The organism is Ensifer sp. 22521 (assembly GCF_052044795.1).
In the GTDB taxonomy this organism is placed as follows: domain Bacteria; phylum Pseudomonadota; class Alphaproteobacteria; order Rhizobiales; family Rhizobiaceae; genus Ensifer.
Genome location: NZ_JBQENM010000014.1, coordinates 107,961 through 121,156, shown reverse-complemented (window position 1 = coordinate 121,156; position 13,196 = coordinate 107,961). Strand labels below are relative to the sequence as shown.

At 61.7% G+C, this 13,196-nt stretch carries 11 protein-coding genes; 3 read left to right on the top strand and 8 right to left on the bottom strand.

Translation table 11 applies throughout. The features are described from left to right. Positions 1-619 precede the first annotated feature (619 nt). Positions 620-1,918 (top strand): S41 family peptidase, encoded by a 1,299-nt coding sequence (locus ACTJKE_RS22130; RefSeq protein WP_440636172.1) that lies wholly within the window; start codon positions 620-622, stop codon positions 1,916-1,918. 65 nt (positions 1,919-1,983) lie between these two features. Here the strand turns inward: ACTJKE_RS22130 and ACTJKE_RS22125 are convergent, their stop codons facing one another. After that, on the bottom strand, positions 1,984-2,829 hold the full coding sequence (locus ACTJKE_RS22125; RefSeq protein ID WP_112994930.1) for a methyltransferase domain-containing protein: 846 nt from the start codon (positions 2,827-2,829) through the stop codon (positions 1,984-1,986). A 205-nt stretch (positions 2,830-3,034) separates the two neighbouring features. Between ACTJKE_RS22125 and ACTJKE_RS22120 the strand changes: the two genes are divergently transcribed. Beyond that, positions 3,035-4,843 (top strand): ABC transporter ATP-binding protein/permease, encoded by a 1,809-nt coding sequence (locus ACTJKE_RS22120; RefSeq protein WP_113512333.1) that lies wholly within the window; start codon positions 3,035-3,037, stop codon positions 4,841-4,843. 100 nt (positions 4,844-4,943) lie between these two features. Here the strand turns inward: ACTJKE_RS22120 and ACTJKE_RS22115 are convergent, their stop codons facing one another. After that, a complete protein-coding gene (locus tag ACTJKE_RS22115) occupies positions 4,944-5,771 on the bottom strand; it encodes a bifunctional allantoicase/(S)-ureidoglycine aminohydrolase (RefSeq protein WP_057249556.1) in 828 nt (275 codons plus the stop codon). A 67-nt stretch (positions 5,772-5,838) separates the two neighbouring features. Then, positions 5,839-6,525 (bottom strand): GntR family transcriptional regulator, encoded by a 687-nt coding sequence (locus ACTJKE_RS22110; RefSeq protein WP_058320906.1) that lies wholly within the window; start codon positions 6,523-6,525, stop codon positions 5,839-5,841. A gap of 302 nt (positions 6,526-6,827) precedes the next feature. Between ACTJKE_RS22110 and ACTJKE_RS22105 the strand changes: the two genes are divergently transcribed. Continuing rightward, a complete protein-coding gene (locus ACTJKE_RS22105; protein ID WP_113512335.1) occupies positions 6,828-7,562 on the top strand; it encodes an aspartate/glutamate racemase family protein in 735 nt (244 codons plus the stop codon). A 72-nt stretch (positions 7,563-7,634) separates the two neighbouring features. Here ACTJKE_RS22105 and ACTJKE_RS22100 read toward each other — a convergent pair whose 3' ends face one another. The 5 genes from ACTJKE_RS22100 to ACTJKE_RS22080 form a co-directional block, all read right to left on the bottom strand. Continuing rightward, on the bottom strand, positions 7,635-8,285 hold the full coding sequence (locus ACTJKE_RS22100; protein ID WP_113512337.1) for a DUF480 domain-containing protein: 651 nt from the start codon (positions 8,283-8,285) through the stop codon (positions 7,635-7,637). Positions 8,286-8,560: 275 nt separating this feature from the next. Continuing rightward, on the bottom strand, positions 8,561-9,541 hold the full coding sequence (locus ACTJKE_RS22095; RefSeq protein WP_440692389.1) for an ABC transporter ATP-binding protein: 981 nt from the start codon (positions 9,539-9,541) through the stop codon (positions 8,561-8,563). Beyond that, a complete protein-coding gene (locus ACTJKE_RS22090) occupies positions 9,538-10,524 on the bottom strand; it encodes an ABC transporter ATP-binding protein (protein ID WP_058326950.1) in 987 nt (328 codons plus the stop codon). Before ACTJKE_RS22090 ends, ACTJKE_RS22095 begins: the two co-directional genes overlap by 4 nt. Further along, entirely contained in the window at positions 10,521-12,005 is a 1,485-nt protein-coding gene (locus ACTJKE_RS22085) for an amidohydrolase family protein (protein ID WP_440692387.1), read from the bottom strand. The genes ACTJKE_RS22090 and ACTJKE_RS22085 overlap by 4 nt, the downstream gene beginning before the upstream one ends. Then, the gene (locus ACTJKE_RS22080) at positions 12,002-13,195 is read right to left on the bottom strand and encodes an amidohydrolase family protein (RefSeq protein ID WP_440692385.1); all 1,194 of its coding nucleotides are present in this window, start codon (positions 13,193-13,195) and stop codon (positions 12,002-12,004) included. Before ACTJKE_RS22080 ends, ACTJKE_RS22085 begins: the two co-directional genes overlap by 4 nt. Position 13,196: the final 1 nt, after the last annotated feature.

Below are 13,196 nucleotides of genomic sequence, written 5' to 3'. Positions count from 1 at the left end.
TCCTGTGCGGCTGACTTTCGGCGGAGGTGTCGGGAATTCTTGGAATCAAGCATCGACGACAGCGGCATGCCACCCTCCCGCGTTCAAAGCTGTAATGAAACCCCTATATTCGAATGTTAACAAACTCTAATGCGGAAAGACAAGCCGTAATCTTTCGCAGTCAATAAATCTTCATAATCCGCTCGATTTTTACTTAAACCGGAAAGCATATGACAACTGCGTTACAAAATTTTCATAATAGATCTGTCGCCATTAACGGATTGGTTTGAATGGATTTTATAGCTCCTACGAGCTAATTCGGCCGCCTCTTTTTGATGACCCAAAGTGATCAGAGGCCCGATCTGCTCAGCGCCGGTTCGTACGCCACATGACCGCCATTCGGGTGTCGATTAATCGCCTCGCGTTTAATGATCGATTGGATTGCAATCAACAATTGCACTCCAATAGTCTACGATCGTTGCGACGCCTTGCCTGCCACCGGGAACTCCGATCTGAAAACGAGCGGAACCACAGGGCGGCCGGCGGCCACTGCCGAGATCACGCGATTTTGCAATCAGGCCGCCTCCCAAGAAGCCGTGTTTGGCCGATAATCAAGCGATCGGAAACCGGAGGACGAGCTATGCGCCCTGGCTTCGCAGGTACGTTGCTGACCTTTTCGTTGCTCCTGTCGGAGCCGACTGCTCCCCACGCTGCCGACGTTACGCGTTCGGGCCAGCCTGTGTTTGACCGCGTCGTCGAACTGGTGGATAAGGAATTCTACGACACAACGGCGCTGGCCCGCTTTACCGCCGCTGCCCGGGCACAAATCGACGGGAGGTTGCACTCGATCGCGGCCGCGAGTTCGCCCAGCGACGTCGACGACGCAATCACATCGGTCCTTTCCAGCCTTCGGGTCTCGCATACCGGACGCTACAAGCCCGATACGATCGACTATTTCGAACTCTCCGACATTTTCCGTTTCGCAATTCGGAATGACGTGCGCCGCCTCTTTCCGCCGGATGGCGAGGTCCGCTATCCCGGCATCGGCATGGTGACGGCCGTTGATGGTGATCGTCGCTTCGTTGCCGATGTCTACGATGGATCGCCGGCCGAGAAGGCCGGCCTGCTCGTTGGTGACGAGATCCTGTCGGTGGACGGGCTCCCCTACCGGGAAATCGGCTCTTTCGCCGATAAGGTAGGTCGGAGCGTCGAGATCCGGCTTCGACGCCATCGCGACGCCGCACCGATTTCGGCGAAAGTCCAGGTGGAGCGCTTGCGGCCGCTGCCGATGTTCGAGCGGGCGATCGACGAGAGCATGACACTCAAGGAACGCGATGGCCACAAGATCGGTTACGTGCGGATGTGGACGCTCTCAACGCGCAATGGCCTCGATATTGTCGCGGAAGCGCTTGCGACCGGCCGCCTCAAGGACGCCGAGGGTGTTGTCGTTGACTTGCGCGGGCGCTGGGGTGGTGGCCCTGCCGATGCGGCGGAGCTTTTCGTTGGCGACACGCCGTCCTTCCGGTTGGTGCCGCGCCGCGGGGATGCGACACTCGCAAACTTCCGTTGGCGAAAGCCGGTGATCGCGCTGATCGATAAAGGCACGCGCAGCGGCCTGGAGCTCTTCGCCTACGCCCTCAGGCAGAATGCCATCCCGCTGGTCGGTGAACGGACGGCGGGCGCCCTGCTCGCAGGTCGCGCCTATGTCTTGCCGGATGACAGTCTGTTCGAACTCGCGGTTTCCGATGCGGTGATCGACAACGATCTTCGGCTCGAAGCTGTCGGCATCGAGCCGGATATTTCGGTGGCGTCGCCGCTTGCCTATGCGGCAGGAAGGGATCCACAGCGGGAGGCGGCGATCAACGGGATGGCCCGGATGCTCGCCGCCGGCAAAAATGGCCGGATTTCCGCGCCACTCGACCCAGCGTTGACACGCTAGTCCGCTCAATGTTCATGCCCCAGGCGCCTCACGCCAAAGCCTCGAGCGCAAGCGCGCTCTAGCGGCTAACACGTACCGGCGACGACTGTTGCGGTGGAGCGCAATTCGACTTTGCCCGCCCGGATCGACTGTCGGGCAAGATCCAGAACCTCAGCCTTGATACGCTCCCGTGTTGCAATATCGGCCTGGCCCAACCCCGCGACCACGGGTGCGGCGATTTCGGTCATGAAGGTCCAATAGTCTTCGGGCGTGTCGTGAACCATCGTGGTCGTGACCTCTTCCTCACGGACGTCTCGCAGGCCCGCGTCAGTAAAGACGGCAGTCATCAGGCCCTCGGGCGCACAGCGGAACAGGCCGGGCGCTCCCGCCGGCGGCTTCGGCATTTCCACGTGGCGCGCAATGGTCGACATGATCGTCGTTGCCCAGATGTTCTTGTCAGGCGAGGCCCAGACGGCGGCACAAACACGTGCACCCGGTTTCGCGACCCGCTTCAATTGTTCGGCTGCTGCCGCAACATCAGGGAAAAACATGAAGCCAAACCGGCAAAGAACAGCGTCGAACGTAGCGTCGGAGAAAGGCAATGCGCCGGCGTCGCAGATCCTGGTTTCAAAGTTCGTCAGACCGCGGTTCCTGGCGTTTTCGCTCGCCACCTGAAGCATGCGCTCGGATAGATCTGTGACGGTGACGCGCCCGTTCGGGATCGAGGCGGCGACGGTCAGTCCCGGCTCGCCTGTCCCGGCAGCGACGTCAAGCACCTGATCGCCGTCTTTGATCGCTGCTTGGCGGATCATCGCCTGGCCGAAGGGGGCAAGCCAGCCGAGAACGAGAGCGTCCCATTTCTTCCAACCGGCGGAAAAGCGGTCCCAGGTTTCTCTTTGCTGATCGCGGATTTGATCGAGATGCGCGGACATACAGGTTCCTCCCTTGGCGCCGTTTTTCGACGTCGTCTGGCGAAACTATGAACCCGCTTTCGAATGGCACAAATCAATTTTGCGCCGGGATACGAGGGCCTTTGTGACCGCGGTTACATGTGAGCTTAGACAATCCGCTCTAGGGTGAGAGCGTAAGGCACGCTATATTCCAATTAAAGATACCGGGAGGGAGAGATTCGCACCGATGTCGAACCGGACGAACGTCAAGAATAGCGGCCGGATACAGCCCAGCGACGAACAATCCCTCGGTGATCAATTGCGGATGATGCATCGGGCATTCATGGCCTCGCCGCTACGCAATAAGATCATTTGGCTCAGCATAACCATCGTCGTTGTTATCGTTGTGACAGCCTTCGGCCAGATCATCCTCAATCGATGGTACAAACCATTCTACGACACGCTCGAGCGACGCGACCTGCCCGCCTTTCTTCATCAGTTGGTCGTCTTCGCCCAGATCGCTGGCGTGCTTCTCGTCCTCAACGTCCTGCAAACCTGGCTCGGACAGGTCATCAAGCTGCGGCTGCGCGAGGGCCTGACGGACGATCTCATAACCGAATGGATGCGCCCCTCGCGCGCGTTTCGTCTGGCGAACGCCGGCGCAATCGGCATCAACCCGGATCAACGCATCCATGAGGATGCACGCCACCTGACTGATCTGTCAGCCGGGCTTTCAATCGGCCTTTTCCAATCGGGTATTTTGCTGGTGAGCTTCATCGGCGTGTTGTGGTCGCTGTCCGACGGCTTCGTCTTCCATGTGGCGGGCTACGCCTTCGCCATACCTGGCTATATGGTCTGGGCCGCCATTCTCTATGCAGGCACGGCCTCGTGGCTAAGCTGGCTGGTCGGCCGTCCGCTGGTGGCGCTGAACGGTGAACACTATGCCCGTGAGGCGGCGCTGCGTTTCTCGCTGATGCGCGTTAACGAGCATATCGAGGCCGTGTCTCTATCTTCAGGCGAGGCCAATGAAAAGAAGCGGTTGCAGCGCGATCTCGCCTCGGTGCTCGAGATCAGCTACGGCCTGTTGCGCGCGGTGACACGCCTGACCTGGGTGACGGGCGGTTATGGCTGGATCACGGTCGTTGCCCCGATCGTCATTGCGGCACCGGTTTACTTTGCCGGCGACCTGAGCTTCGGCGGGCTGATGATGGCGGTTGGTGCCTTCAACCAGGTGCATGCGTCGTTGCGCTGGTTCGTCGACAACATCGGCGCGATCGCCGACTGGCGTGCCACGCTGCTACGCGTTGCCGCCTTCCGTTCCGCATTGCTGATGACCGACGAAAGGCACGAGGGCGACAAACGTATCGACTTCAAGACGTCGAAAACGTCGCAGATGAGTTTCGACAATATCGAAATCGTCTCGCCGACGGGCTGCATCACGCTGCGGGAGCAAAGCGTGACAATCGATCCGGGCGAACGGGTGCTTGTCACCGGTGCGCCTGAGGTGGAGAAGGCGCCATTCTTCCGGGCGATCGCCGGCCTTTGGCCCTGGGGTCACGGCCGCATTGCACTGCCGGTCGATGATGGCCTCGCCTTCGTTCCGAAGTCACCTTACTTCCCACCCGGGACCCTGGGCGAAGTTCTCGCCTACCCCGGTCCAACTGATAGCTACAGCAAGGGTGAACTTGCAGCGGTGCTCTCCAAGGTCGGGCTTGGTCGCCTCAGCGGCCGGCTTGACCAGGATGCGCGAAAGGAGATGAACCTCAGCGAAGCGGAACAGCGCCTTTTGGCGATTGCCCGGCTCAGCTTGCACAAGCCGCGGTGGCTGATCATCGACGAGGCGCTCGACACGCTTGAGGACGACGCCTACCAGCGCGTTCTGAAGTTCATGGATGAAGAGCTCAAAGGTGTCGCGATCGTCAATATCGGACGCACCGAACGCGGCAATGACTTCTTCACCCGCGTGCTACACCTCGACAAGAACCCGGCAGGCAATACGCTACGGCGACTGCAGCCAAGGAGCCTTCAGCCCGCCGATCCGCAATTGGTGGATTGAAGCAAGCGAGCCATTCGGAAGCGCCAGTAACGCATTGAGGAAAATAGAAAACCGCGCATTCGTCGAATGCGCGGTTTTGCTTTACCTAGCGTAAGTTTCCTTAGCGCGCCCGCAGCTTCATATGGCGGTTCACGTCCTTGTAGAGCAGATAGCGGAACTTGCCCGGACCACCGGCGTAGCAGGCCTGCGGGCAGAAGGCGCGAAGCCACATGTAGTCGCCGGCCTCGACCTCGACCCAATCCTGATTGAGCCGGTAGACCGCCTTGCCTTCCAGCACGTAAAGGCCATGCTCCATGACGTGTGTCTCGGCGAAGGGAATGATCGCGCCGGGCTCGAACGTGACGATTGTCATGTGCATGTCGTGGCGCAGATCGGCCGGATCGACGAAGCGCGTCGTCGCCCACTTGCCGTCGGTGCCAGGCATCGGCGACGGGGTGATTTCGGCTTCATTGGTGAAGATGGCTTCCGGCACAGGCAAGCCATCGACATACTCATAGGCCTTGCGCACCCAATGGAAGCGAACCGGCGCTTCGCTTCCATTGCGAACGCTCCAGTTGCTGGCCGGTGGGATGAAGGCGAAGCCGCCCGGCTGCATCTTGTGCGCCTTGCCGTCGAGCGTGACGGTCAATTCGCCTTCGACGACGAAGATCGCGCCCTCGGCTCCCTCGTCCAGTTCGGGCTTGTCGCTGCCACCGCCCGGAGCGATTTCCATGATATATTGTGAAAATGTTTCAGCAAAACCGGAGAGCGGTCGCGACAATATCCACAGCCGGGTCTTGTCCCAGAACGGCAGATAGCTGGTGACGATATCCATCATCGTCCCCTTTGGAATCACGGCGTAGGCTTCGGTGAAGACCGCGCGATCCGAAAGAAGTTGGGTTTGCGGCGGGTTGCCGCCATGCGGCGCATAGTAACTACGGTTGGTCATATCTTCCTTCAGTCTGCTGGCAGGCACCGCCTCCTCTTATCAGCGGTGCAATTGGTTCGTTTGAGCGTCAAAGCAAGGCGGTGCGAAGATCGCGGGGCTGATCCTTCTCCTCGTCCAGATCCAGTTCCGCTTCCACATGGTTCAGGTGTTCGGCCATTTCCTTGATCGCGCTGGCGACATCGCGCGCTGCAATGTGTTCAACCACAGCCAGATGTTCGTCCGGCCCGCAATTGTGAAGATGGTTCGAACGGTACATCGCGGTGATCAAGGATGTACGGGAGACCAGGTCGCGCAGGATGCCGAAGAGAAAGGCAGAACCAGAAAGTTCCGCAAGCAAGAGGTGGAAACCGCCGGAAAGCCGAACGATATCAGAAAGATTTCCGGATCGGCCGGCAATGCGCTCTTCCTCGATATGGCCTCGCAGCCGGACGATATCCTTGGGGTTGGCGCGTTCGCACAGGCGCTCGACGACGCGCTGCTCAATAGCCCGGCGGGCAACGAAGACATCGCGCGCCTCATCGACGGAGGGCTCAGAGACGAAGGCGCCCCGGTTCGGCATGATCGTCACCAGGCCATCGCGCTCCAGCGCGGTCAGTGCCTGTCGGATGCGGGCTCTGCTGACGGAGAATATCTCGGCAAGTTGCTCTTCTTTCAGCCGCGTTCCCGGTCGTAACCGCCGCTCTGCAATCGCAAGCCAGATCTTCTCGCAAATGATCGCCGTCGGAGCACCGGCGGCTTCGTCCGCGTTGTACATGAAATCTCCCTTAGCCGTTCGCTTACTCTCGCCGTGCGGCGCTCAAAGTCAATTCCATCAGCTGCAGTTAGATATTGACTACAAAATTGTAGACAATATTGTGTACCGCAACTTGATGTGCAATGGCAACTGCTTAAACACGACCGTGCCACCGGCCCGAAACCGGGGCGCGATGCCACTTGAGAGCCCCGATGGACCTTGAATTCACAGAACTGCCGGACCAGGAGTTGAGCGTGACGCGCTCTCCCGATATCACCGCCGACGCCCCCTTGATTGCCGGCCTTCGGAAGACGAGCTGATCCATGCGCCTCCTGCTCATTAACCCGAATTCTACCGGCTCCATGACCGAACAGGCGCATCGCAGTGCCGAGCGCGTCGCAGCCCCTCATACCCTACTGGAGTCCGTTAACCCAACGTCAAGCCCGCCCAGCATTGAAGGGCATGCCGACGAAGCCATGGCCGTACCGGCGATGCTCGCAGAGATTCGTAAGGGCGAGATGCGCGGCATCGACGCCTATGTCATCGCCTGCTTCGATGACCCGGGCCTTGGTGCTGCGCGTGAGATCGCCCGTGGTCCGGTGATCGGCATCTGTCAGGCGGCCGTGCAAGTGGCGATGAACATCGCGACCCGCTTTACGATCATCACCACCCTGCCCCGTTCCGTGCCGATCATAGAGGATCTGGCTGACGCCTATGGCGCCGGTCATCGCTGCCGCAAGGTCCGTTCGGTGGACATGCCGGTGCTGGCGCTGGAAGAGGACCTCGCCCATACCGAGGAGATGCTGGTGCAGGAGATCCTCAAGGCGCGGCAGGAAGATGGTGCCGAAGCAATCATTCTCGGCTGCGCCGGCATGTCCGAGCTTTGCGACCGCCTGAAGGCGCGCACCGGCATGCCTGTTATCGACGGCGTGACCGCTGCGGTGAAGCTAGCCGAAGCCCTGGTCGGTGGCGGTTATGCCACCTCAAAGGTCGGCGCCTATGACTATCCCCGTGCCAAAGAAAACCCGGCCTGCAGGCTGGCTGACGTCGCCGGCTAAATCTCAAGCCTTTACGGGCCACCGGGCGGCACCTCCGTCCGGTAGCTCTCGCGCTAATGCCGATTGGCTAGATCAGCGCATCAAGGCGTCAAGCTGCTCCTGCAGCGTCGCCACCTTCTGCTCGAGCGCTTCCAGTCGTTCCTCGAGGGCGGATAGCGCTGAGCCACTCGGAGCCGAAGACATCGCCACCCTTTCGGCAGCCGGCTGCTCGACTTCACCGCACAGCAGATGCGCGAAGCGGTCCTCGCGCTGGCCGGCGCCTCGGTTCAATTGAACGATCAGTGGCGGCCGGCGGCCTATCATCAGATCGAGATTGTCCTTCAGCTCCTCGATCGAGGAGAACCGCGCCATGCGCTCGCTGCGTGCCCAGAGCTCGTAAGCGGTCTGCGGACCGCGAAGAAGCAGAAGACCCAGCATGACGATCTGCGGCGAGGTCAGCGAGAAGCGGTTGGCTACCAGATGCTCGTAGCGCTCGACCCTGGACGCAAACGCCTGGCGGACCAACCCCTTCTGCGCCAGCGACGAGAGCGCGCGGTGGACGTCCACCTGTTCGACCGCCATGACGGGATCGCGGGCCGTCTTCTGGTTGGCGGCTGCATGCGCCGAATTGAGCGTCAGCGGGTAGACGTCGGGCGTCGTTTCCTTTTTTTCGATCAGGCAGCCGAGAATGCGGGCTTCAACGGCATTGAGGACGGGGAAATCGGTGTCGGAGGTCGTGTTCATAAGCCAACTCTTCAAATCAACGCATTCGATCCCAACCGAGCCCCCCCAAACGGAATGCTGCCCGGCTTTCGGCCCCTACCCTAACGTGAGTGTCGAAGCCCGGAAATGGTCATCGGTTTATTTCGTTGAATTCCGGTTAGCACCGTAGCATTCGCCTGACGACAGGGATGCGAAACATGTTCGCTCACAATACGGTTCGCCTGAACATCGCCCCAAAAAAAGAGGCTCCGCGACTGGCACGACACGGAGCCCAAGGCTTCAGGGAACTAGATGTGTCAGGCCGCGTGGGTAGCCTTCACCGTTTCTTCGATGCGGTGGCAGGCGGCACGCGAACCGTCGGCGAAATTGCGCATTTCCGGCCGCTCACTCTTGCAGCGCTGGTCCGCAAAGGGGCAGCGTGGATGGAACGTGCAGCCGGACGGTGGATTGAGCGGGCTCGGCACCTCGCTGGCAGCGATGCTTCGTCCACGCTTCGGATGGGTGATGTCCGGAATCGTCTCCAGCAGCAGTTGCGTATAGGGATGCCGCGGATTGGCGAAGAGCGTTTCGGTGTCCGCCTCTTCGACGATGCGCCCCAGATACATCACCGCGATACGGTCCGACATGTGGCGCACCACGCTCATGTCGTGGCTGATGAAGAGATAGGTCAGCCCCATCTCGTCCTGCAGCTTGCGCATGAGGTTCAGGATCTGGGCCTGGACCGACACATCGAGTGCAGAGGTCGGCTCGTCGCAAACGAGGAACTCCGGCTCGCCGGCAAGTGCCCGTGCGATCGATATGCGCTGGCGCTGGCCACCGGAGAATTCGTGCGGAAACTTGGTTCCGTCCGAAGGCGCGAGGCCGACGATCGTCAGCAGTTCGCCGACACGCTCCATGACCTCGGCTTCCGAATTGCGAAGCTTCAGCTCGCGCAGCGGCTCGGCGATGATGTTGCGCACGCGCCAGCGCGGGTTGAGGCTGGCATAGGGATCTTGGAAGATCATCTGCGCCGAAAGCGGTTGCCCGTTCTTGCCGGGCGCAAATCGCACCTCGCCTTCGCTCGCCCGGTAGAGACCGGTGACAAGCCTTGCCACCGTCGACTTGCCGCAGCCGGATTCACCGACGAGGCTCAGACAGCCGCCCATCGGCACGCTGAAACTGATGTCGTCCACCGCCCGCACGAACTGCCGCGGCTTGCGCTCGATCACCCGGTTGAGCCAGGGCGCGGAAACATCGAAATTGCAGGTCAGGTCGTTGACCGTCAGGGCATCACTCATAGAACTCCTCCTGCATTGAGCCAGCATGCGGCGACGCCGGAGCCGACCGGGGCCGGCTCGGGACGATCCTTGCGGCAGCGCGGCCCCGCCTCCGGGCAACGCGGGTTGAAGGCGCAGCCGGTCGGGATTGCGTTCAGCCGCGGCATCGAACCGTCGATCTGGTTCAGGCGCTCGACGCGACGGCCGAGTGCCGGGATCGAGCCCATCAGACCGCGGGTATAAGGATGACGCGCATTCTTCAGCACGTCGCCGACTGGACCGATCTCAACCAGCCGTCCGGCATACATGACTGCGACACGGTCGGCGGTCTCTGCGATGACGCCCATGTCGTGGGTGACCAGCATGACCGCGGTTCCATGATCGTCGCAAAGACGGCGGAGCAGCGAGGTGATCTGCGCCTGGATCGAGACGTCGAGTGCCGTCGTCGGCTCGTCGGCAATGATCAGCTTCGGCTCTGCGGCGAGCGCCAAGGCGATGACGACGCGCTGGCGCATGCCGCCCGAGAACTGATGCGGATAGTGATCGTAGCGCGCCTCGGGCGCCGGAATACCGACCTCCTTCAGCAACTGGATGGCACGCGCCTTGGCGTCGGCCTTGGAGAGCTTCAGGTGGAGGCGAATGGTCTCGACAAGTTGCGCTCCGATCGTGAAGAGCGGGTTGAGCGAGGTCAGCGGATCCTGGAAGATCGCGCCGATCTGCCGGCCACGCACGTTCTGCATCTCCTTGTCGCCGAGCTGGTCGATGCGGCGGCCGGCGAGCCAGACCTCTCCGCCGGAGATACGGCCGGGCGGCTCCAGCAGTCCCTGGACCGCAAGACCGGTCATTGACTTGCCTGCGCCGGATTCGCCGACGACGCCAAGGATCTCACCCGGGCGAATGCTGAGCGAAACGTCTGACAGTGCCGAAACAGTGCCATGGCGACCGGGGAATTCAACGCAGAGGCCGCGAACGTCAAGCACGGCCGATGAAACATGTTCCGTCATCGCGGCATCTCCAGAGGGTAGCTCGGCGGGAAGATCTCGCTGACCGGCGGGTGACCCCAGCTTCTTTCGGGATATTTGGCGATCAGGCCATCGAACTGTACCTGCGCCTTTGCGCGCGCCTCGTTCATATCGAAGCCTGCCACTTCGCCGTCACGCATCGACAGACGGCCATCGACGAAGACCGCCTTGGTGACGCGTCCAGAACCGCCGACCACCAGCGTGGTGATCGGATCGACCGCCGGGGCCATGTGGTGATCCATGAGATCGAAGACGGCGATGTCGGCCCGAGCCCCCGCTTCCAGGCGGCCGAGATCCGACCGGCGGAGGGCCTTGGCGCCGCCAAGTGTCGCGGCGTCGAAGAGATCGGCACAGCTGACGGCGCCTGGATCGTTTTCGACCACGCGGCAGGTAATTAGGCCGACCAGAAGGTTCATCAGCATGTCCGGCGGTGTCGTGTCGGTGCCCATGGCGATGTTGACGCCGCGGGACTTGACGGAGCGGAACGAGTTCAGCGTGCTGCCGCCGCGAGCCGAAACCAGCGGGCAATGGACGATGCTGACGCCGTTTTCGGCATAAAGGCGCAGATCGTTGTCGGTCGCCTGCGTCGCATGCGGCGCAATCAACCGGTCGCTGAGGAAGCCGAAGCTTGCCAACCACTCCGGCGCCGTCTTGTCGTGCAAGCGGCGAACGGTATCGACTTCCATGGTGCCCTGCGCCGCATGCAGGCGGATCGGACAATCAAGGTCGCGCGCCGCGTCGGCAGTGCGGATGAGAAGCTTCTCGGTGCAGGTTTCCACCCGGTCCGGAGCCAGCAAACCCTTGACCAGTCCACCGTGGCGCCCTTCATGCTCGCGGATGAAACCGATGGCATCCTCGAGGCCCCTCAGGCCCCTTGCTTCGTCGAAGATCGCTTCGAGCTGGCCCGGCGCCGTCACCATCATGCCGCCGGCGCGATAGGCCGGGCTCAGATAGACGCGCAGACCCAGATCGCCGGCCGCGTCGGAAGCGGCGGCGAACTCCGCGACGGTCTCGCCCCACTCGCGGTAGAAGAGCGAGGCGATCGGGGCTGCCGTGGTGATGCCGTTCAGGAGAAGCTGGGCGAAGGCAAAGCGCTTCTGGAACGCCAGTTCCTCCTGCGTGTACATCTCATAGGGCCCGCGCTCGATATAGGAGCGCGGCCAGACGCGACCCTTGGCCCAACCGGGCTGATGGTCGATCGAGAGGACCGTCGTATCGAGATCCGAGAGCGCGTCGAGGTCGATCAGGCCGGGGCTGATCATCGCCGCGCCGAGATCGATGCGGCGCGCCACTTCTCCCTCAAAGCGTGGGCCGACATAAAGCAGCGTGCCGCCTTCGATCACGACTTCGCCGTTCGGGATCAGCCGGTGCGAGCCGTCACTGTGACCGAGCACCCATTGCGCCGTCAGAAGCGTGCGTCCCTCGGGACGTTGGCCAAGTGTCAAATCCTTGATGGTGTTCATGGGATTGCTACCTCCGCAATGCCGTTTCGAGCGATGACACGTCCGCGCTTGACGACCAGCGGCCGCGGCGCGACGTCGACGACGGCATGGGCCAGCGTCTCGCCGGTGAGCAGGGTGAAATCGGCGTCGCAGCCCACATCCAGGCCGTATCCCCTAATGTCCATGACCTCGGCGCCCCCCTTGGAGCAGACATGCAGCGCATGTTCGAGATCGACATCACGGCGAAGCCCGTTCTTCATGCCGAGGATGCGGGCGCGATCCATCATGTCGGGCTGTCCCCACGGACCCCAGGTGTCGCGGATGCCGTCGCAGCCGGCCGCGACCTTGACGCCGGCTTCCTTCAATCGAAGGATCGACGGCACGGTCGACGACGGCGAGCCGGTTGTGACGATGCGGATATCGAGCTCGGCAATCTGTTCGATCAGGCCGGCGACGCGCAGATAATCCGGTGCTCCGAGCGCGAAGGCGTGACTGATCGCCACCTTGCCCTGCATGCCGAGGGCGCGGATGCGCTCGAACATCATCTCCATGCTGAAGGCACCGAGTTCGCCCTGCTCGTGCAGGTGAATATCGATCGGCTTTGCATGTTTGTCGGCAAGGCCGAAGATCGCGTCGAGGTGTCCCTTCGGGTCCCGGTCGATGCCGCAAGGATCAATGCCGCCAAGGACTTCCGCGCCGTTGCTGAGAGCCTTGTCGAGGAGTTCGACGGTGCCCGGGCGGGTGACGAGGCCCGACTGCGGGAAGGCGACGATCTCGATGTCGATGATGCCCTCAAGCGCCTTGCGGGTCTCGACGATGCCTTCCATCAGCCTGAGACCGTGGGTCGTGTCGATGTCGACGTGGCTGCGGATGTGGCTCGCACCGTTGGCGGCAAGCATGATCGCTTGGCGCATGGACTGGCGGTGCGGCTCGATGCCGATTTCAAGCCGCTGCTCGCGCTCGAAGTCGATGCGTTCGCGCAAGCTCGCAGACTTGGCGTTCACATGCCAGGGCATGCCCCAGACCGACTTGTCGAGATGCGTATGGGCTTCGACGAGACCACAGATCACGATATGGCCGTTGCCGTCCTCGGTTGCTACGCCTTCAGCGGAAAGTCCTTTACCGAAGGCCGCGATCTTGCCGTCGCGCACGAGGATGTCGGTCGCTTCGCCGGCATTGGGCCTGACGTTACGGAGCAGGAGATTGGACATC

Bases quoted from the DNA above. Each gene is read 5' to 3' on its own strand.
- ACTJKE_RS22095 (WP_440692389.1), bottom strand. From the start codon at position 9,541: ATGAGTGATGCCCTGACGGTCAACGACCTGACCTGCAATTTCGATGTT.
- ACTJKE_RS22130 (WP_440636172.1), top strand. From the start codon at position 620: ATGCGCCCTGGCTTCGCAGGTACGTTGCTGACCTTTTCGTTGCTCCTG.
- ACTJKE_RS22080 (WP_440692385.1), bottom strand. From the start codon at position 13,195: ATGTCCAATCTCCTGCTCCGTAACGTCAGGCCCAATGCCGGCGAAGCG.
- ACTJKE_RS22120 (WP_113512333.1), top strand. From the start codon at position 3,035: ATGTCGAACCGGACGAACGTCAAGAATAGCGGCCGGATACAGCCCAGC.
- ACTJKE_RS22110 (WP_058320906.1), bottom strand. From the start codon at position 6,525: ATGTACAACGCGGACGAAGCCGCCGGTGCTCCGACGGCGATCATTTGC.
- ACTJKE_RS22085 (WP_440692387.1), bottom strand. From the start codon at position 12,005: ATGAACACCATCAAGGATTTGACACTTGGCCAACGTCCCGAGGGACGC.
- ACTJKE_RS22090 (WP_058326950.1), bottom strand. From the start codon at position 10,524: ATGACGGAACATGTTTCATCGGCCGTGCTTGACGTTCGCGGCCTCTGC.
- ACTJKE_RS22105 (WP_113512335.1), top strand. From the start codon at position 6,828: ATGCGCCTCCTGCTCATTAACCCGAATTCTACCGGCTCCATGACCGAA.
- ACTJKE_RS22100 (WP_113512337.1), bottom strand. From the start codon at position 8,285: ATGAACACGACCTCCGACACCGATTTCCCCGTCCTCAATGCCGTTGAA.
- ACTJKE_RS22125 (WP_112994930.1), bottom strand. From the start codon at position 2,829: ATGTCCGCGCATCTCGATCAAATCCGCGATCAGCAAAGAGAAACCTGG.
- ACTJKE_RS22115 (WP_057249556.1), bottom strand. From the start codon at position 5,771: ATGACCAACCGTAGTTACTATGCGCCGCATGGCGGCAACCCGCCGCAA.